This window comes from Arthrobacter sp. SO3, assembly GCF_020532825.1.
In the GTDB taxonomy this organism is placed as follows: domain Bacteria; phylum Actinomycetota; class Actinomycetes; order Actinomycetales; family Micrococcaceae; genus Arthrobacter.
The window spans coordinates 16,389-33,568 of sequence record NZ_MQTS01000004.1; the positions used below are offsets into that span (position 1 = coordinate 16,389).

Here is a 17,180-nt window from a genome sequence, read left to right on the forward strand (position 1 = left end):
GCCAGGCTGCCATTCCGGCAGGGCCCGCGCGGAGCGCCGAGAACGACTGTGGAAAAGTAGTGTGGACCGGGCGAATTGCCCTGTTAAGGCAGAAGATATTCCGGTGGTTCGAGTGTGTCAAGATGCCCGGGTTTGCCGCCTTTGCCCCCGCTTGCCGCCGTACCGCGGGATGCTGAGTGACGACGCGCTTCCCGGGCCGCAGACGCCAGAACCAGCCCGCCCATGCCCCTCCGATTATTGTCACACCGGCCACGTAGTCTGCCTTCACAAGCTTGAACCGTCCGACAGGGGATGACATGGCTAAGTTGATCCACGGGGCAATCGGCGGGTTAACCGACGACGCCGTCGCGGACTACCTGCGCCGGCTGAGCCACTACGACCTGCTCACCGCCGGGCAGGAAGTGGAACTGGCGCAGGAGATCGAGGCGGGGCTGTTCGCGGAGCAGCTTCTGGCGGACGGTGCGCCGCGGTCCGGCCGCGACCAGAGGGAGCTTCGGACCATCGCCCTTCTGGGCAGGAGCGCCGCCGACGGGCTGCTCCATGCCAACCTCAGGCTGGTCGTGTCGATCGCCAAGCACTACGCCCACCGGGGCCTCGATCTTGAGGACTTGATCCAGGAGGGAAACCTGGGACTGCTCAGGGCCGTCCGCACGTTCGACTTCAGCAGGGGTTTCAGATTCTCCACCCACGCCACGTGGCACATCCGGAGCGACATCACCCAGGCGCTGGCTGATCAGGCAAGACTCATCCGGCTGCCGACGAACGTCGTCGAGCAGCTGCGGAAAGTCCGTTCGGCGCAACGGACTGCCGCCATGACAGGGACCTTTTGCAGCAGGGAAGACCTCAGCCGGCTGACAGGCAATCCGGTCGGGAAGCTTGAGTGCCTGCTGACCTTGGACCAGCCCATCCTTTCGCTGGACTCCTGGGTGCCCGACGGCACGGGTGGAACCGAAGCCCTGGCCGAACAGTTGTGGGATTCCTCCGCCACCGACGTGGCCGATGCACTCTTCCATGACCAAATGCGGGCCCAGGTCCGTGCCGTGCTCGGCACGCTTGAGGACCGGGAGGCCCGGGTCATTGCGAGGCGTTTCGGCATAACGGGTGGCGGAGGGACGAGCCTGGATGCGGTCGCGAAATCCTTCCGCCTGACCCGCGAAAGCATCCGACAGATCGAGCTCGCGGCGATGGGGAAGCTCAAGGACCCGTCCCGGTCCAACGACCTGAGGCCGTACCATTTTGACGGCGAGAGCCCACACGGCGAGGAGACGGCGCCGGAGTCCGCCCGGCGTCGAACGCCTAGCCCCGCCGCTCCCGCCACAGCAGCGACACCAAAAACACCACCGCACCGAGTCCCAGCATCACAAATACCATGAGCCCCCAGTTGGCCTGGTTCACTCCGGTGCCGTAGAAGATGCCGATCAGCACAGTGGCCGTGATGGCACCCAGGTACCGGCAGGTCTGGAAAATTCCGGCCGCCACACCGCGCTCCTCCGGCCGGGTGGACACGTACATGCCCTGGCTGGAGGCGATGCTGACCACCCCGTAGGGCACGCCCAGCAGCGCGGTCAGCGCAAACACCAGCGGAACGGCCAACGACGCCGTCAGCAGCCACATCGCCCCTGACGCCACAAGGAGCAGCACGACGCCGGCGATCAGCACCCGCTTCACACCGAAACGGTCGATGGCGCGGACCGCGAACGGAGTCACCACCACCGACATCGCGGCCAGCGGCAGCATCAGCAGGCCCACGACGCCCGGACCGTAGCCGCCGGCTTCCTGCAGCAGCTGCGGCAGCCCGAAGAACGCGAAGTAATAGACGCCGCTGAAGACCGCGAAGCCAAGATAGACCAGCAGCAGCGGACGGTTCCGGCCCAGCAGCCGCAGGTCCACGAACGGCGGGGCGAAGCGCAGCTCACGCCAGACGAACAGCACCGCCATCAGGGCGCCTCCCCCGAGCAGCCACCAGCGGTAGGCGGGCAGCACGTTCAGCAGCGCCATCATCACCAGGACCATGGAGCCGAGGAACGCCAGGATCCCGGGGATGTCCGAGTCGCGCAGCAGTTCCGAGACCCGGCCGCGTTCCCGGTCCGCATCCGCCGGGGCGAAGCGGCGGACCAGCAGGATCGCGGCCAGTGACAGCGGGACGTTGACCAGGAACAGGGCCTGCCAGCCGACGAAGCCCACCAGCAGCCCGCCCACCACCGGTCCGACAGCGGCCGCGGAGGTGTTGGCCATCTGGATCCGGCCCAGCGGCCGGGTGGACTTCACGTGCGCCTGCTTCGCCAGTGCCCCGACCATCACGACGGCGCTCGGGTACGCCGTTGCCGTGCCCAGGGCCATAAAGGCGCGGGCCACGCAGAGCACCGCAAAGTTCGGCGCGAACGGGGCCAGCGCACAGGTCACGGCCACCAGCGCCATGCCGAGCATAAACAGCCGGCGCGGGCCGAACCGGTCCGCCAGCCGGCCCATCAGCGGCTGGCCGGCCGCGGAGGTGAGATAGAAGGAGGTGATCACCCAGGTGACGGTGGCGACGTCGAGCCCGAAGTCGGCGCGCAGCACCACGAGGGCGACGGCGATCATCGAGGAGTTCAGCGGGTTCAGTGCCGTGCCCAGGCTGAGTCCTGCGACGGCGAGGCCCGTCCGGGGAGAGTTGCTCACGGCAACAGTCTGTCCCACTGCGCCCGCCTAAATCGAACCGGACGACCAATTCCGCGGCGCCAGGGCTAGTGACGCGTCACGCAGGGCAGGCTTTTGGCCTCGCGGCTGATGGAAAAACCCGGATGGCCAAGAAATTCTGTGCTGCGGGGAGGGAAAAGACTGCCTCCCGTGACGCCTGAGTCACGGTTTGCGGGCGATGACGTCGTAGATGTGCCAGTGCTTGGGGCCACGGAACGACTGGCCGTCGGCGTCGTACACCTCGAACGTCTGGATCTGCAGCCCGTCGAAGAGCCGGCGTGCCTCCGCCTCGGTGTGGAAGTTCCACTCCGTGATGTCCGCCCAGGAATCCCGGTCCCCGAACAGGTTCACGGCCACAACGCCCGGGCGTCGGAGGGCGTCCAGCATCATCCACCAGAAGGGTCCTAATTCCGCCGGGCGGATGAAGGGCAGCGAATAGCCGGCGAAGATCAGGTCCGCTGCCGGGAGCTCCCGGAGATCCTGGAAGGCCCGCACCTCGATGCTGAGCCGGCCGTCCGCGTCCGCGGGCGCGATTCCCAGCAGCCGCTCCCTGGTGTCCGGCAGGGAGTCCACGGCGTGCACCCGCCAACCGGCACGCAGCAGGGCCAGCGTCTCTTTTCCGGCGCCGCAACCCAGGTCAATGGCACGGCGGCCGCTCCCGGGACCGGCGAACTCCATGGCACCGAGACAGAGCGGGCGCACGGGGCGGTCCGCCTGGGCCGCGTTGTAGTCGGCCCAGACCTTGCTGTCCGCGAGGCTTTCCACAGGATCATTTTTCCACCCGCGCGGCGGCGAAGCCACAGGTCAGGGCCGGTTAGGCGTCAGAGAACCTTGGAGAGGAACGCCTTGGTCCGGTCGTGCTGCGGATTGCTCAGGATCTCCCGGGGTGGTCCGGCCTCCACCACGACGCCTTCGTCCATAAAGACCAGCGTGTCCGCCACTTCGCGGGCGAACCCCATCTCGTGGGTCACCACGATCATGGTCATGCCGCTCTTGGCCAGTTCCTTCATGACGTCGAGCACCTCGCCCACGAGCTCCGGGTCCAGGGCGCTGGTGGGCTCGTCGAAGAGCATCAGCTTCGGGTCCATGGCCAGGGCACGGGCGATGGCCACGCGTTGCTGCTGCCCGCCCGAGAGGTGCGCCGGGTAGGCGTCCCCCCTGTCGCCCAGCCCCACCCGCTCCAGCAGTTCCATGGCACGGGCGGTGGCCTTGGCCTTGGAAATACCCTTCACCCGGATGGGGGCCAGAGTGATGTTCTCCACCGCGGTCAGGTGCGGAAACAGGTTGAACCGCTGGAAGACCATTCCGATTTCCTGGCGCTGGAAGGCTGCTTCCTTGAGCTTCAGCTCGTAGAGCTTGTCCCCCTTTTGGCGGTAGCCGACCAGCTGTCCGTCGACCGAGAGCCGGCCGCCGTCGACCCGTTCGAGGTGGTTGATGCACCGCAGGAACGTCGACTTTCCCGAACCGCTGGGCCCCACAATGCATAGCACCTCGCCCGGGTCCACCTCCAGGCTGATTCCCCGCAGCACCTTGTTGGTGCCGAAATTCTTGGAGACCCGCTCCGCAAGCACCATCGGCGCGTCCGTCATCCTTTTCCTCCAAAGTCGTTTCCGAGCGGTGCTCCGGGCTCGCCGGGGACCGCCGTCGGTGCCGGTTCCGGCGTCGCCGGTTCCTTGCCTGTCCTGACCCGGCCGGTTCCGCGCGAGAAGCGCTTCTCAATGAAGTGCTGGCCCACCATCAGGACAGAGGTAAAGAGCAGGTACCAAAGGGACGCCACCAGCAGCAGGGGCACCGGAGTGAACGTCACCGCGGAGATACCGCGGGATACCCCATAGAGGTCGATGCTCAACGGAATCGCGGCCACCAGGGAGGTGGTCTTGAGCATCGAGATCACCTCGTTGCCGGTGGGCGGAATGATGATCTTCATCGCCTGCGGAACCACCACAAACCGCATCGTCTGGCCCCAGGACATCGCCAGCGCCGTCGAGGCTTCTGCCTGCCCCTCGTCCACGGACAGCAGCCCGGCGCGCACGATCTCAGACATGTAGGCCGCTTCGTTCAGCGCCAGCCCGATCACGGCGGTGATGAAGAGGTTGGTGAAGATCTCATTCGGGATGGTCACCCATGGGTCCATGAACGGAATGCCCAGCGTGAACACCGGATAGATCAGGGACACGATGCCCCAGAACACCAGCTGCACGTAGACCGGGGTGCCGCGGAAAATCCAGATGTACAGCCAGGCGATGCTCTTCAGCACCGGGTTCGGCGAAAGCCGCATGATAGCCAGCAACAGGCCGATGACGATCGCGCCGATCATCGCGTAGATGGTCAGCCACAACGTCACCCACGCGGCCTGGCTGATCCGGCGGTCGAAAATGTACTTGCCCACGTCCGGCCAGCCGTAGTCCTGGCGCTGGGCGGCGTCCAGCACGAAGACCGCCAGACCGAGGACGAGGATTACTGCCACCACGTTCCGCCACGGGTGGCGCAGCGGGATGGCGACGATCGCTTCCGGCGGCGCGTCGTCGTCGTGACGGGCCCGGCCGGCCCGCGGCGTCCTGCCGGACTCCCCGTGCCTGCCGGGTTCCGCCTCAAGCATCCGGTCGGATTCCGGCTCGCTCATGCGCTATCACCCTTTGGCTGCCACGTTGAGTGCCGCCGTCTTGATTCCGCCGGCTTCCACTCCCCACTTGGACAGGATCTTGTTGTAAGTACCGTCGTCGATCAGTGTCTGGAGGGCCTTCTGCAGGACCGGGGTGAATTCGCTGCCCTGGGCCACGGGGATGCCGTACGGTGCCACTTCGAAGGCGTTGCCGGCGGTCTGCAGCTTGTCCTTGGTCTTGGAGATCGCGTAGAGGGTGACGGGCGAATCGGCGCTCATGGCGTCGACCTGTCCCACCACGAGGGCGTTGGTCGCCTGGTCCTGCGCGTCGTACTTGAAGATGGTGATGGCCGGCTTGCCGGCGTCGGTGCAGGCCTTCGACTTTGCGGGCACTTCGTGGGTGTCCTCATAGGTGGTGGCCTGGACGGCGACCTTGAGTCCGCAGGCGTTCTCGGGGTCCACGGTCTTGCCCTTGGGTGAGGCCCACTGGATGCCGGCGGAGTAGTAGTTGACGAAGTCGACCTGCTTCTCGCGTTCCAGGGTGTCCGTGAAGGAGGACATGCCCATGTCATCCTTTCCTGCGCGCACGGCGGGAAGGATGTTGTCGAAAGTGCCGATGTCGAAGTTGACCTTCAGGCCCATGACCTTGCCCAGGGCGTTGGTGAGGTCCACTGACCAGCCTGCCGGCGCACCGTTGTCGTCCTTGAACTCGTTGGGCGGGTAGTTGTTGGCCATGCCGACGTTGAGCACGCCGGCGCTCTTGATTTTCTCCGGCAGCGACGCGGCGATGGCGTCGTTCTTTTTCACGTCGATGGCGTCAGCGGTTCCGGACGCCGAGCCGGTGGCGGCCGGTTCACTATTGTTGACGCAGCCGGAGAGCGAGAGGGCCGTGGCTATGGTGAGAACGGGGAGGATGTATCGGGTGCGCATGGTTTCCTTAGCTGTTCAGAGAGTCCCTTGGTTCCCGCAAGTCTGCGGGAGGAGGGCAGTGTGTGCCTGCAAGTTCAGAACTCGTTAGTGCGTGTTGCCTGACGCTGTTGTTTCAAGAAGTTCTCCGGAAAGACGGATGTCCCGCAGAATTTCCCCGCCTCGAGCCTTCAACTCGGAAATGCTGGAAACGCCCACCAACGTCATGGTACGCCGCAGTTCGTCTTCAAAGATCTCAATGATCCGCCCGACACCCGGCGAGCCCGCCGCCACCAGCCCGTAGAGGTAGGCCCTGCCGATCGAGCAGGCGTCGGCGCCCAGCGCCAGCGCCTTGACGACGTCGCTGCCCCGGCGGATTCCCGAGTCCACATAGATCTCAAGGGAATCGCCCACCCGCTGCCGGGACTCCTGCAGCACATCCATCGGACTGAGCATATGGTCGAGCTGGCGGCCGCCGTGGTTGCTCAGCTGGACGGCGTCCAGTCCGATCCGGGCGGCCTTTTCGACGTCGGCCGGGTTGACGCAGCCCTTGAGCACAATCTTTCCGTGCCACGCCTGGCGCAGGGCTTCCAATTCCTTCCATCCGCTGGTCGCATCCGAGTGGCCCAGGATGTGCTGCCACATGGACGGGGTGACGACGGAGGTGGCAGCGGCGCTGCGCGGATCCAGGTTCGGGAAGCTGATGCCGTCCGACTTCAGGAAGTTGATCCACCAGGAGGGCCGCCGGGCGATGTCCGCGATGGTGGACAGTGTCAGGGCGGGAGGCGCGGTGAAGCCGTTGTGCAGGTCCCGTTCCCTGGCGCCGAGGGCCCGGGTGTCGACGCCGACAATCAGGGTGTGGAATCCGGCGGCGTCGCAGCGCGCCAGTTTGTCCTTCAGCGCCTGGGCGTCGGAGGTGAGCCCAAAGTTGAACCAGCGGTCCAGGCCCGGGTGGTTCTCCGCAATGGTTTCCATGGCCACGGTGCTCAGCCCGGCCAGCCCGTACGGGATGCGGGCCCTGTCGGCGGCAGCCGCGACGGCCAGCTCGCCCTCGGGATGGAACAGCCGGGTGGCGCCGGTGGGCGTCAACGTCAAGGGCAGGGCACTGCTTTTCCCGAGCAGGGTGGTGCTGGTATCGGGTCCGGAGACCGGCCCCCAGCTGGGCATCAGCGCCCAGGAATCAAAGACGGCGCGGTTGCGGCGGAGCGTCACCTCGTCCTCGGAGCCGCCGTCGAGGTAGTCAAAGATCCCCGCCGGCAGCACCCGCTGTGCCGCTTTCCGGTATTCCTCCACATTGAAAGCGTTGGCCAGCACCCGGCGTCGGCGGGATAAGACGGGGGCTTTGACCTGGATGAGCTGTTTGGCTTCGCTGATTTTCAATGACGGCCTTTCCCCTGCGTGCGTGCGTTACGGTTCAGCGTAGAAAGCCGAACCCCGTGCCACTATGGAGATAACGACAAATTAAGGGGCGAGTCATTAGCATCTGCTACCAAACAATGCGTTGGGCGAAACCGTGACCGGGTTCCCCACGGCGGAGAGCCAGGCGCTGCCCACCCTTGCCGACGTCGCGCGCTCGGCCGGCTCGGAGGTTGTCAGCCTCGTCGAAATGCCGGCCGATGACGAACAGACTGTCGCGGGCTCCGTGCTGTACGACTCGACGGCGCCGCCCGCCCGGTTCCCCGGCGCTGTGGCCCTGGCCATCGGCCTGTCGCTGTCGGGGAAGCGGCTGCGCGGCAAGGTCCAGGAGCTCCACGACGCCGGCTACGTGGCCATCGTCTACAAATCCAACGGCAGCCAGGACGCCGCACTCCGCGCCGCTGCCCGGGAAACGGGGATGGCCCTCTTCCGGGCCTCCGACTCCGTGCCGTGGAACCAGCTGGCGGAAATCATGGACGCCGCCGTCGCCCCGCACCGCCAGTCGGGCCGCACCCTGGTGGACATCCGTCCCGGGGACCTGTTCGATCTGGCCAACACCGTCGCGGCCCAGGCCGGCGGCGCCATTGCCATCGCCGATCCGGACCAGTCGATTCTGGCCTACTCGACCCTCCCGGACCAGCCCATCGACGAGACCCGGCGAAACTCGATCCTGCGTCTGCATGTCCCGCATTCCGTCCAAACCGACAAGGACTACCGGCGCGTCCACGCTGCCGGTGACGCGGTGGATGTGGCGACGGAGGACCCCCTGCTCCGGCGCACCGCGATCGCCGTCCGGGCCGGCGGCGCCGTGCTCGGATCGCTCTGGCTCCTGGAACGCGCCGACCAGCACAACGAGGACGCGCACCGGATCCTGCGCGAGGCCGCCAACGTCGCCGCGCTCCATATCCTGCACAAGCGCACGACGTACGTCTCGAACCTCACCCGCCAGATGGATCTGGTCCAGCCGCTGCTGTTCGAACCCGAGCGCGCCGAGCTGGCCGCCATCCGGCTCGGAATCTCGGCCGCTTCCATCCGGGTCGCCGCCCTCAGCGTCTGGCCGGCGGCCGCCGTGGCGGCCGAAACGCTGCAGTCACGCCTCCGGCTCTTCGACACCATCAGGACCGCCTGCGCCATCCGGCTGCCCACCGCAGTCTGCGGGCTCTCGGACAGCATTGTGTACATCGTCCTGCCGCAGACCACGGAATCGTCCCGGCACTTCCAGCGCGGCGCGATTCTCAAAATCGTCCAGAACACGCGGCGCCTGCTCGGACGCCCGGTGCTGGCCGCCCTGGGCGTCCCGGCCACGATCGACCGGACCGCGGAGTCCCGGGCCAACGCGGAACTGGTCCTGTCCGAGCTGGTCCGCAACGTCGCCGAGGGCAGGATCCCGGCCGGCTCCGATGACGTGGTGGCCGACGACGACTCCCTCGGCGCACGCCTGCAGCTGCGCCAGATCGTGTCGTCGCTGACGGCATCCGGCCAGCTGCCCGGGACCCACGCGCTCAGGATCGCCGAGTACGACGAACAGCACAAGAAGTCCTTCGAAGAGACCATCCACGCCTACCTGAGCTGCGGCGGCAACGCGATCGAGGCCGCGAAATCCCTGGACGTGCACGTCAACACGGTCCGCTACCGCTTGTCCCGGGTGGAGACCCTCTTCGGCCTGGACCTGGACGACCCCGAAACGCGCCTGCTCGTCGGGCTGCAGTTGTGGGCCCGGCACAACCGGTAGTTCCGCGGGTCAGGCCCCGGCGGCTGCCGGGGCGGACGACCGGGCCAGGTGCCCCCACGCAAGCTCACGGAGCCGGACAAGGTCCAGCGCCGGCTGGGCGGGCGGGACGCCGGGACGGTTCCGCGGCACCAGGACGCGCAGGGCGGCGGGTTCGATGGTGCACCGCACCGGGGTGGGAATCAGCAGCGCCTCGCCGTCCACTCCGACGGGGATCTCGGGGACATCCGCGTCGACCACCACTTCCCCGGCGGTGCGCTGGATCAGGCCACGCTTCGTCGCCCGGCGCAGCAAGCCGACCGCTTCACGGGTGCTGGAGGCGGAGAGCGCCACCGCGCCGAGCACGCCCCGGTCGAGCCGGGTGCGGCGGCCCAGGCCGGCAAGGTCGTGGCTGCCGTAGGGACAATTGCTCACCAGCACCGCCTGCGGCCCGTCCACCCTCGTGCCGTCCATCCGGGCGTGCAACCGTGCGCCCTTGTCGCCCTTGATCAGGTCCGGGAGCATCTGCAGCACGGTGCCGGCTTTGTCATCGCGGTACTCCGGGCTCTGCACCACCTCGGCGTAGACGCCGAAGGAGGCGTTGTTGACGAAGGTACGGCCGTTGATCCTGCCCAGGTCGACGTGGAGCTCGACGCCGTCACGGAGGGCATCCAGGCAGCCCGTGGGGTCCTCCCGGTCCAGACCGAGGTCCAGGGCGAAATGGTTCCGGGTGCCGGCACTGATCACCAGGAACGGAAGGTTGTGCTCGGCCGCGATACCGGCCACCAGGGCCTGCGTTCCGTCACCACCGGCGACGCCGAGCAGGTCCGCTCCCCGTTCCACCGCGTCCCGGGCCAGTGCCGCGACGTCGATCTTGCCCGGGCCCTCCAGCAGCTCCACCTCGGCGCCGAGTTCCTCCGCCTTCCGCTGCAGCCCGAACTTCACCACCTTGCCCCCGCCGGACCGCGGATTCATCACCACGAAGGGATGCCGCCAGGCGGGGGCAGGGTACTCGACCATTTTCGATCCTTCCCGCGGCTCCCGGAGGGCAGCGCGGGCACAGACCAGCGCCACAAACACCAGCCCAACGGTGATCATGACCTCCAGCAGCAGACCGGCCTGGATGAACAGGAACAGGACCACCAGCGGGGCGAGCACCGCCAGCGCCAGCGCACACCAGCGCAGAATGCCGCGGCTGATCAGGAACCAGTAGATCCCCGCCACCATCACCACGAGCCCGCCGGCCGCCGTCACGAGCAGCGCGACAGTGCCCGCCAGCCCGGCAGCCACCAGCGGGACCGCCGCCGCGCAGACAACCGCGACAAAGGCGAACCGCGCCCACCACCGCCGGGTCTCGGGGACTTCTTCGAGGGGGATGACAGTCATGTCCTGCTCCTTGCGGTAATCCGGCCCGGGGCCGGGCGCCTCGCCTGGTCTGCCGGCCTGCGGCCCAGCCGTCAGGTCTTGATTTTCGCGACGGTCATCAGGATCGCCGAGTCCTCTTCCGCTTCCAGGCTGTGCAGCCCGTCCGGCACGATCAGCAGGTCCCCGGTCTTCCCCTGCCAGGACTCATTGCCGGAGCGAAGCCGGACACAGCCGCGGAGCACAAAAACGGTCGCTTCGCCGGGGTTCTGGTGCTCGCTCAACTGCGTCCCCGCCCGGAACGCCATCACCGTCTGGCGGAGGGTTTTCTCATGGCCGCCAAAGGCCGTGTCCGCGGCACGGCCGCTCGGGGCCGCCACCGCAGCCGCGATCTGCTGACGGGCAAGGGCGTCCAGCGATATCTTCTGCATGGGGCCACCCTACTCAGAAACGGGCCCGCTGCCGAGGGACCTTTGCCCCGGTCCCGGCCGGGGCTGCCTTCCCGGCGATACCGCACTTTGTGCAACTATCCCGGGAAGTCCTACCCTGAAACCAACGGCCCGCACCGTGGCCGCCCCGGCCCACCCGAAACTGTCGCAATCTGTCGCAACGGAGCTGCCCACATGACCGAGGCCATCGACGACGCCGGGCTCCGCCGGCTCGCGGACGTCACCTTTGGCCTGACGCACCTCCGCTGGGGTCAGCTCACCGGGATGCGTGCCCTCGCCGCCGGCCGGGACGTCCTCGCCGTCATGCCCACCGGCTACGGGAAGTCGGCCATCTACGAGGTGCCCGCCCTGCTGCTGCACCAGCAGCAGCGCCGGCCCACCGTCGTCGTGTCCCCGCTGATCTCCCTGCAGGAGGACCAGCTGGACGGGCTGCGGAAAGCTGCGGGGCCTGGCGGCGCCATAGCGGTCAACTCCGCACACAGCGCCGCCGAGCAGGAGCGTGCGTGGCGGGCCGTGGAAAGCGGCGAGGCGGCGTTCCTCTTCCTCGCCCCGGAGCAGCTGGCCAAGCCCGGCACGGTGGAACGGATCGCGGGGCTGAACATCGCCCTGTTCGTGGTGGATGAAGCCCACTGCGTCTCCTCCTGGGGCCACGACTTCCGGCCCGACTACCTCCGGCTCGGCGAAGTCCGCGAGCGCCTCGGCAACCCGACCACCGCCGCGCTGACGGCCACGGCCTCTCCCCCGGTGCGCGAGGAGATCCTGGCGCGCCTTGGCATGGCCAACCCGGTGGTCCTGGCCCACGGCTTCGACCGGCCCAACATCCGGCTGGAGGTGCTCCGCCACCATGAGGACAAGGAGAAGCGCCGGGCCGTGGCCGCGCAGGTCACCGGGCTTGTCACCGGTAGGCGCGGGCCCGGGCTGGTGTACGCGGCCAAGCGCAAGGACACCGAAAAGTACGCCCTGAAGCTGGCCCGGAGCGGTCTCCGCGCGGCGGCCTATCACGCCGGCCGCACGCCCGCAGAGCGGGAGCTCGTTCACCAGCAGTTCCTCGACGGCGGCCTGGACGTGGTGGTGGCGACCACCGCGTTCGGCATGGGGATCGACAAACCCGACGTCCGCTTCGTCGTCCACGCGGACATCCCCGAGTCCCTGGACAGCTACTACCAGCAGATCGGCCGCGCCGGACGGGACGGCCAGCCCGCCATCGCCGTGCTGCACTACCGCTCCGAGGACCTTGGGCTGCGGCGCTACTTCGCCACCCACACCCCCGACGAGGCCGCGCTGCAGGCGGTCCTCACTGTGCTGCGCGAGGCGGGCCGGCCGCTGCCGCCACCGGCACTGGCCGAATGGACCGCTTTCCCGCTCCGGCGGGTCACCGGCCTGCTGAACCAGCTGCAGGACACCGGCGGAGTCACCGCCGGCCCCGACGGCGTCCGGTTCGACCCGGCGGCCGACCCCGCCCGCGTGGTGGAACGCGCCGTCGAACTCGCCGCCGCCCGCGAGCGGGTGGACAAGTCCCGGATCGCGATGATCCGCAGCTACGCCGAAACGCACCGCTGCCGCCGCCAGTTTCTGCTCGGCTACTTCGGCGAGGACCTGCCCGAACCCTGCGGGAACTGCGACAACTGCACCGACGGCAACGCGCTGCTGCCAGAGCACGCCCTGCTGCCAGAGCACGACGGCGGGGCTGCCGCCGTCGGCGTTGCTGCCGGCCCGGGTGGGGCCGTCCACGGGGCGGACGCCGGCGTCGTCGAGCCTTTCCCGCTGAACTCCCGCGTGGAGCATGCCCTCTGGGGACCCGGTCTGGTCATGGGGCAGGACGGCGACCTCCTCACCGTGCTGTTCGACCGCGAGGGCTACCGGACGCTGTCGCGCAAAGCCGTCCTGGGCCACGGCTTGCTTACGATCAGTACACCACCCGGAAATTACTGAACGCCCCGGTGGCCCGGGAGATTGATTCCTCCACAGTCTCCACCCGCCCCGGAGCTTCCGGCGAGCGCAGCCAGCCCCGGAACTCCAGCACCACTGACTGGGGACCCTCCGCCACGATGCCTACCGATCCGTCGCTGTTGTTCCTGACCGTCCCTGTCAGCCCCAGCTCCTCGGCCTGGCGCACCGTCCAGTACCGGAAGCCGACGGCCTGCACCACACCATCCACCCGCACCGACAGCCGGACCCACTCGCCGGAATCACCCCTCGGAAACTCAGCCATGGTCCCAATGTAGCGCCCCTTCCGGAGACCACCGCCAGAGGAGAAATGCGCTATCCACATAGGGACCTTTGCCCCTTACCTTCCCTGCGCCCAGGCGGGAAAAATGGTCTCGTGCGCTGCGGGGACGTGTCGAGAAAACGGCATGGCACATGGATGTGCCTCACCCTCCCGCCGTGCTGCATTGCCCGAAAGGACAAAAAAGATGGCAGGACAATTCGAAATCTTCACGGATGCTGAGGACTATGTCCGTTTCCGGCTCCTCGGCGCCGACGGTAAGGTTTTGGCGATTTCCAAGGCTTTTGACGACAAGCAGTCCGCGGCGGACGGCATCATGGCAGTCCGCGAATGCGCCGGCACAGGCCTGATCAAGGAAGCCCACACCAACGCATGGGGCGGCACCGGACGGACCAGGGCAGGCCTGCCGACGCCGGCCCAGCGCCGGCACCGGCATATCCCCGCCGTCTAAGCGGAGAAACAGTAAGACCCGGGCAGGCAGCCCGGCAGTATCGGGAGCCGCAATGGGCGAAGCACGGGTCCACATCAGCGGCTTCCGAATGGACTTCGGCGACACCACTGTGGTCCGCGACCTCTCCTTTGACGTGCAAGCCGGCGAGACCTTCGGTTTCCTCGGCAGCAACGGCTCCGGCAAGACCACCACCATCCGGGCGTTGCTGGGCATCTACGAGCCCACCGCGGGAATCCTCCACATCAACGGCCGGGACTTCAAACCCGAGCACGGCGACAGGCTGGGCTACCTTCCCGAAGAGCGCGGGCTCTACAAGAAGGAAAAGGTCATCGACATCATGACCTACTTCGGCCGGCTCAAAGGGATGGAGCGGCGGACCGCCAAGCGATGGTCGCTCGAGTACCTGGACCGGGTGGCACTGGCGGACCGTGCCACCGCCGTGCTGGACAAGCTCTCCAGCGGGCAGCAACAGAAGGTCCAGCTCGGGGTCACCATCATGAACAACCCCGAGCTGCTGATCCTGGACGAACCCACGAAGGGTTTCGACCCGGTCAACCGGCGCCTGCTGATGGACATCATCGCCGAGCAGAAGCAGGGCGGTGCCACCGTGGTCATGGTGACCCACCAGATGGAGGAGGTGGAGCGGCTCTGCGACCGCGTCATCCTGCTCAAGGACGGCACCGCCGAAGCCTACGGCACGATCGATGAGGTACAGAACAAGTACGGCGGCCGCATCATCCGGATCAGGCACACGGGTCCCCTCCCCCGCTCACCCCACTACGAGGTGATGCTTGAGGAGACCAACTACTCGGAACTCTCTATCACCGACGCCACCGACGAGGCCGTCATCCTCAAAGACCTGATCGACGCGGGTGTGACCGTCCGGAGCTTCACCACCACCAAGATCTCCCTCGAGGACATCTTCATCCGGGTCTACGGCGACCAGAACAAGCCCTCCACATCCGGCTCTGCCGGGGCTGCCGGCAGTGGAGGCCCCGCAGCGTCCCGGCCGCGGCAGGGGGTGTAGCCGTGGCGCAGCACAACCTCGGCACGGTGGTGAGCTTCGAGTTCATCCGCACCGTGACGAAAGGCCGGTTCTGGATCGGCACGCTGTCCGTCCCGATCATCATTGCCGTGGTCTTCGGCCTGATCTTCCTCAGCAACAGCACCACGGACACCGCTGCCGCGGCCCAGAAGAGCGCCCAGTTCAGCATTTCCTACACCGACGCCTCCGGACTGATCACCGCCCAGGACGCCGCGCTCTTCGGGGCCACCGCCGCGGACTCCCCCGACGCCGGGATCCAGGCCGTGCAGTCCGGCGCCGTGGACGCCTACTTCGACTACCCGGCCCACCCCGAAACGACGGCCGTCCTAGTCCACGGCGCGGACAAGGGGATCTTCGAGAACGGCAAGTATGCCGCCGTCGCGCAGGCCACGCTGACGCACGCCGTCGAGCAGCGGATCGGTTCACCCCAGCTGTCCGCGCTCGCGGCCGGGAAGGCGCAGATCGAGACCGTCACCTATGACGGCGCCAAGGAATCCGGCGGCCTGGGCTCGGTGATTCCGCCGCTGTTCTTCCTGGTCATCTTCTACGGGCTGATCGTGCTCCTGGCCGGGCAGATGCTCAACTCGACGCTGGAGGAGAAGGAAAACCGCGTCACCGAGATGATCCTGACCACCCTCAAACCGACGACGCTCATCGCGGGCAAGGTGATCGCGCTGTTCGCGATCGGCCTGGTGCAGATGCTCGTGTTCCTCTCCCCCATCGTGATCGGCCGGCTGTTCTTCCCGAAGGAGCTCAGCCTGACGGCCCTGGATCTTCCGCCATTGATCCTGGACCCGGTCCGGATGACCATCGGACTGCTGATCCTGGTCGGCGGCTTCGCCCTGTTCACCACCACCCTCGTGGCCATCGGCGCCGTGATGCCCACCGCCAAAGAGGCTGGCAACTTCATGGGCGTGATGATGGCGCTGATCTTTGTGCCGTTCTACGCCGTGGCCCTGGTGGTCTCCGATCCGCAGTCCGTGATCGTGCAGATCTTCACCTTCTTCCCGTTCTCGGCCCCGGTCACCGCCCTGCTCCGCAACGGCTTCGGTTCCCTGAGCGTGCTCGAGGCCGGAATCGTGATCGTGATCCTCTTCGTGGGCGCGGCCGTGATGCTCCGCCTCGCCGTCCGGCTGTTCCAGTACGGCTCGATCTCCTACACCTCGAAAGTCAACATCCGGACGGCCCTGCGTGCCGGGCCGCGGCACCCTGCCGCCGTTAAGCCTCCGACGACGGGCCGCTGAGGACGGTCCCGGCTACTGGGTTGCGAGGAACTTCCTGATCGCCTCGGCCATGGCCCTGGACTGGGTCCAGTGCAGGTAATGGCCTCCGGCCAGGGGGACAATTTCGTGGCGTTTGACGTTTTGCAGGAGATTCTCGAGCGCCGCGGCCTTGCCGGCGGTCTCCGGGGACCCGTCGTCGGCGACGAAAGCGAGCACGGGCAACCCGTCGGGATAGCTGATTCCGCGCAGGTCCGAGGCGTTGTTCCCGGTCCGTGCCGTCTCATCAGCGACAGCCTGGTTGCCAAAATTCCAGCTCATCATCAGGCGCATGCGTTCACGTTCCTGCGGAGTGTAGGCGTCACCGTCCGGTTCCGCGAGGCCGGGGGCCACTGCGAGGACGTCCCGGACCACTCCCGTGACGGAGAGCATCCGCGCCGCCACACCGAGGATTCCTGACTCGGCGCCCGCCGGGCCGCCCATGGCTTTTGGCACGGTGGCGTCGATCCCGATGACGGCTGCCACCTCCGCAGGATAGCGGTGGGCGTAGTCCAGCATGTAGAAGCCGGCGATCGAGTGACCGGCCAGAACATAGGGCTGGGTGATGTTGAGCTTTCCCAGCACTTCGTGGAGTTCAGTGTTGATGTTCTTGTTGCTGCGCTCACTGGCGCTCATGTCGCTGTAGCCGTAGCCGAATCCCTCGACGACCGTGACGTTGTAGTCCCCCAGTTCGCGGATCAGCGGTGCGAAGTCCAGCGCCGGCGCGGCTGTTCCCAGGCCGCTGAGCAGCACGATCGGCTGGCCGGGGTGGCCGTTTCGGAAGACATTGACCGTTCCGTCGGAGATCTCAATCCTTTCACCATAGGGGGTAATGCTGGCCCGTTCCTGCCGCTCGAGCAACAGGTTGGCGCCAGTCGAGGCCAGGCCCAGACCGACGGCGGCCAGGACCGCCACGGCGAGGATGCGCCATCCCTTCCGCCGCCTCGCCCGGCGCCGGCCGGGAACGGGGTCGGCAGCGCTGGGGGTGCTGTCGGCGGGAACATTGGCGGTGCTATCGGCGGGAACGGGGTCGGCAGCTTTGGGGTGGCCATCGGGGGCGACCGGCTTGGGTGGCGAAG

Annotated in this window: 16 protein-coding genes; 6 read left to right on the plus strand and 10 right to left on the minus strand. The window is 67.4% G+C overall.

Going from position 1 to position 17,180, the window contains the following annotated elements; translation table 11 throughout:
• The first annotated feature begins 296 nt into the window (after positions 1 to 296).
• Positions 297 to 1,373, plus strand: coding sequence for an RNA polymerase sigma factor RpoD/SigA (locus tag BJQ90_RS00460; protein ID WP_226758348.1), 1,077 nt, complete (start codon positions 297 to 299; stop codon positions 1,371 to 1,373).
• On the opposite strand, the gene BJQ90_RS00465 is transcribed toward BJQ90_RS00460, so the two are convergent.
• The 6 genes from BJQ90_RS00465 to BJQ90_RS00490 form a co-directional block, all read right to left on the minus strand.
• Positions 1,297 to 2,658 carry an MFS transporter gene (locus BJQ90_RS00465; protein ID WP_226758349.1) on the minus strand — a complete coding sequence of 454 codons (1,362 nt, stop codon included), beginning with the start codon at positions 2,656 to 2,658 and terminating at the stop codon, positions 1,297 to 1,299. The genes BJQ90_RS00460 and BJQ90_RS00465 overlap by 77 nt on opposite strands.
• 180 nt (positions 2,659 to 2,838) lie before the next feature.
• The gene (locus BJQ90_RS00470; protein ID WP_226758350.1) at positions 2,839 to 3,441 is read right to left on the minus strand and encodes a class I SAM-dependent methyltransferase; all 603 of its coding nucleotides are present in this window, start codon (positions 3,439 to 3,441) and stop codon (positions 2,839 to 2,841) included.
• A gap of 56 nt (positions 3,442 to 3,497) precedes the next feature.
• Positions 3,498 to 4,265, minus strand: coding sequence for an amino acid ABC transporter ATP-binding protein (locus tag BJQ90_RS00475; RefSeq protein WP_319004579.1), 768 nt, complete (start codon positions 4,263 to 4,265; stop codon positions 3,498 to 3,500).
• Positions 4,262 to 5,299, minus strand: a complete 1,038-nt coding sequence (locus tag BJQ90_RS00480; protein WP_226758351.1) for an amino acid ABC transporter permease — start codon at positions 5,297 to 5,299, stop codon at positions 4,262 to 4,264. Before BJQ90_RS00480 ends, BJQ90_RS00475 begins: the two co-directional genes overlap by 4 nt.
• 6 nt (positions 5,300 to 5,305) lie before the next feature.
• Positions 5,306 to 6,208 carry an ABC transporter substrate-binding protein gene (locus BJQ90_RS00485; RefSeq protein WP_226758352.1) on the minus strand — a complete coding sequence of 301 codons (903 nt, stop codon included), beginning with the start codon at positions 6,206 to 6,208 and terminating at the stop codon, positions 5,306 to 5,308.
• 84 nt (positions 6,209 to 6,292) lie between these two features.
• Positions 6,293 to 7,564, minus strand: coding sequence for an alpha-hydroxy acid oxidase (locus BJQ90_RS00490; RefSeq protein WP_226758353.1), 1,272 nt, complete (start codon positions 7,562 to 7,564; stop codon positions 6,293 to 6,295).
• Positions 7,565 to 7,697: 133 nt separating this feature from the next.
• Between BJQ90_RS00490 and BJQ90_RS22635 the strand changes: the two genes are divergently transcribed.
• Positions 7,698 to 9,332 (plus strand): PucR family transcriptional regulator, encoded by a 1,635-nt coding sequence (locus BJQ90_RS22635; protein ID WP_226758354.1) that lies wholly within the window; start codon positions 7,698 to 7,700, stop codon positions 9,330 to 9,332.
• Between the two features lie 9 nt (positions 9,333 to 9,341).
• On the opposite strand, the gene BJQ90_RS00500 is transcribed toward BJQ90_RS22635, so the two are convergent.
• Both BJQ90_RS00500 and BJQ90_RS00505 read right to left on the minus strand, forming a co-directional pair.
• A complete protein-coding gene (locus BJQ90_RS00500) occupies positions 9,342 to 10,694 on the minus strand; it encodes a diacylglycerol/lipid kinase family protein (RefSeq protein WP_226758355.1) in 1,353 nt (450 codons plus the stop codon).
• A 71-nt stretch (positions 10,695 to 10,765) separates the two neighbouring features.
• The gene (locus BJQ90_RS00505; protein ID WP_024365293.1) at positions 10,766 to 11,101 is read right to left on the minus strand and encodes a cupin domain-containing protein; all 336 of its coding nucleotides are present in this window, start codon (positions 11,099 to 11,101) and stop codon (positions 10,766 to 10,768) included.
• Between the two features lie 192 nt (positions 11,102 to 11,293).
• On the opposite strand from BJQ90_RS00505, the gene BJQ90_RS00510 reads away from it, so the two are divergent.
• Positions 11,294 to 13,051, plus strand: coding sequence for a RecQ family ATP-dependent DNA helicase (locus tag BJQ90_RS00510; RefSeq protein ID WP_226758356.1), 1,758 nt, complete (start codon positions 11,294 to 11,296; stop codon positions 13,049 to 13,051).
• Here BJQ90_RS00510 and BJQ90_RS00515 read toward each other — a convergent pair.
• Positions 13,026 to 13,331 (minus strand): acylphosphatase, encoded by a 306-nt coding sequence (locus BJQ90_RS00515; RefSeq protein ID WP_226758357.1) that lies wholly within the window; start codon positions 13,329 to 13,331, stop codon positions 13,026 to 13,028. The two genes, BJQ90_RS00510 and BJQ90_RS00515, sit on opposite strands and share 26 nt — an antisense overlap.
• Positions 13,332 to 13,533: 202 nt before the next feature.
• Here BJQ90_RS00515 and BJQ90_RS00520 point away from each other — a divergent pair, with 202 nt between their 5' ends.
• The 3 genes from BJQ90_RS00520 to BJQ90_RS00530 are packed head-to-tail and all read left to right on the plus strand — an operon-like array spanning position 13,534 to position 16,086.
• On the plus strand, positions 13,534 to 13,797 hold the full coding sequence (locus BJQ90_RS00520) for a YegP family protein (protein WP_226758358.1): 264 nt from the start codon (positions 13,534 to 13,536) through the stop codon (positions 13,795 to 13,797).
• A gap of 52 nt (positions 13,798 to 13,849) precedes the next feature.
• A complete protein-coding gene (locus BJQ90_RS00525) occupies positions 13,850 to 14,824 on the plus strand; it encodes an ABC transporter ATP-binding protein (RefSeq protein ID WP_226758359.1) in 975 nt (324 codons plus the stop codon).
• Between the two features lie 2 nt (positions 14,825 to 14,826).
• The gene (locus BJQ90_RS00530; RefSeq protein WP_226758360.1) at positions 14,827 to 16,086 is read left to right on the plus strand and encodes an ABC transporter permease; all 1,260 of its coding nucleotides are present in this window, start codon (positions 14,827 to 14,829) and stop codon (positions 16,084 to 16,086) included.
• Between the two features lie 12 nt (positions 16,087 to 16,098).
• Here the strand turns inward: BJQ90_RS00530 and BJQ90_RS00535 are convergent.
• Positions 16,099 to 17,180: alpha/beta hydrolase (locus BJQ90_RS00535; RefSeq protein WP_319004580.1), on the minus strand; the 1,082-nt coding region annotated here is incomplete at its 5' end.

What these genes read in the sequence shown, in the direction of transcription:
- BJQ90_RS00460 (WP_226758348.1), top strand. Translation starts at nt 297, where the DNA reads ATGGCTAAGTTGATCCACGGGGCAATCGGCGGGTTAACCGACGACGCC.
- BJQ90_RS00515 (WP_226758357.1), bottom strand. Translation starts at nt 13,331, where the DNA reads ATGGCTGAGTTTCCGAGGGGTGATTCCGGCGAGTGGGTCCGGCTGTCG.
- BJQ90_RS00505 (WP_024365293.1), bottom strand. Translation starts at nt 11,101, where the DNA reads ATGCAGAAGATATCGCTGGACGCCCTTGCCCGTCAGCAGATCGCGGCT.
- BJQ90_RS00500 (WP_226758355.1), bottom strand. Translation starts at nt 10,694, where the DNA reads ATGACTGTCATCCCCCTCGAAGAAGTCCCCGAGACCCGGCGGTGGTGG.
- BJQ90_RS00475 (WP_319004579.1), bottom strand. Translation starts at nt 4,265, where the DNA reads ATGACGGACGCGCCGATGGTGCTTGCGGAGCGGGTCTCCAAGAATTTC.
- BJQ90_RS00480 (WP_226758351.1), bottom strand. Translation starts at nt 5,299, where the DNA reads ATGAGCGAGCCGGAATCCGACCGGATGCTTGAGGCGGAACCCGGCAGG.
- BJQ90_RS00520 (WP_226758358.1), top strand. Translation starts at nt 13,534, where the DNA reads ATGGCAGGACAATTCGAAATCTTCACGGATGCTGAGGACTATGTCCGT.
- BJQ90_RS00485 (WP_226758352.1), bottom strand. Translation starts at nt 6,208, where the DNA reads ATGCGCACCCGATACATCCTCCCCGTTCTCACCATAGCCACGGCCCTC.
- BJQ90_RS00510 (WP_226758356.1), top strand. Translation starts at nt 11,294, where the DNA reads ATGACCGAGGCCATCGACGACGCCGGGCTCCGCCGGCTCGCGGACGTC.
- BJQ90_RS00525 (WP_226758359.1), top strand. Translation starts at nt 13,850, where the DNA reads ATGGGCGAAGCACGGGTCCACATCAGCGGCTTCCGAATGGACTTCGGC.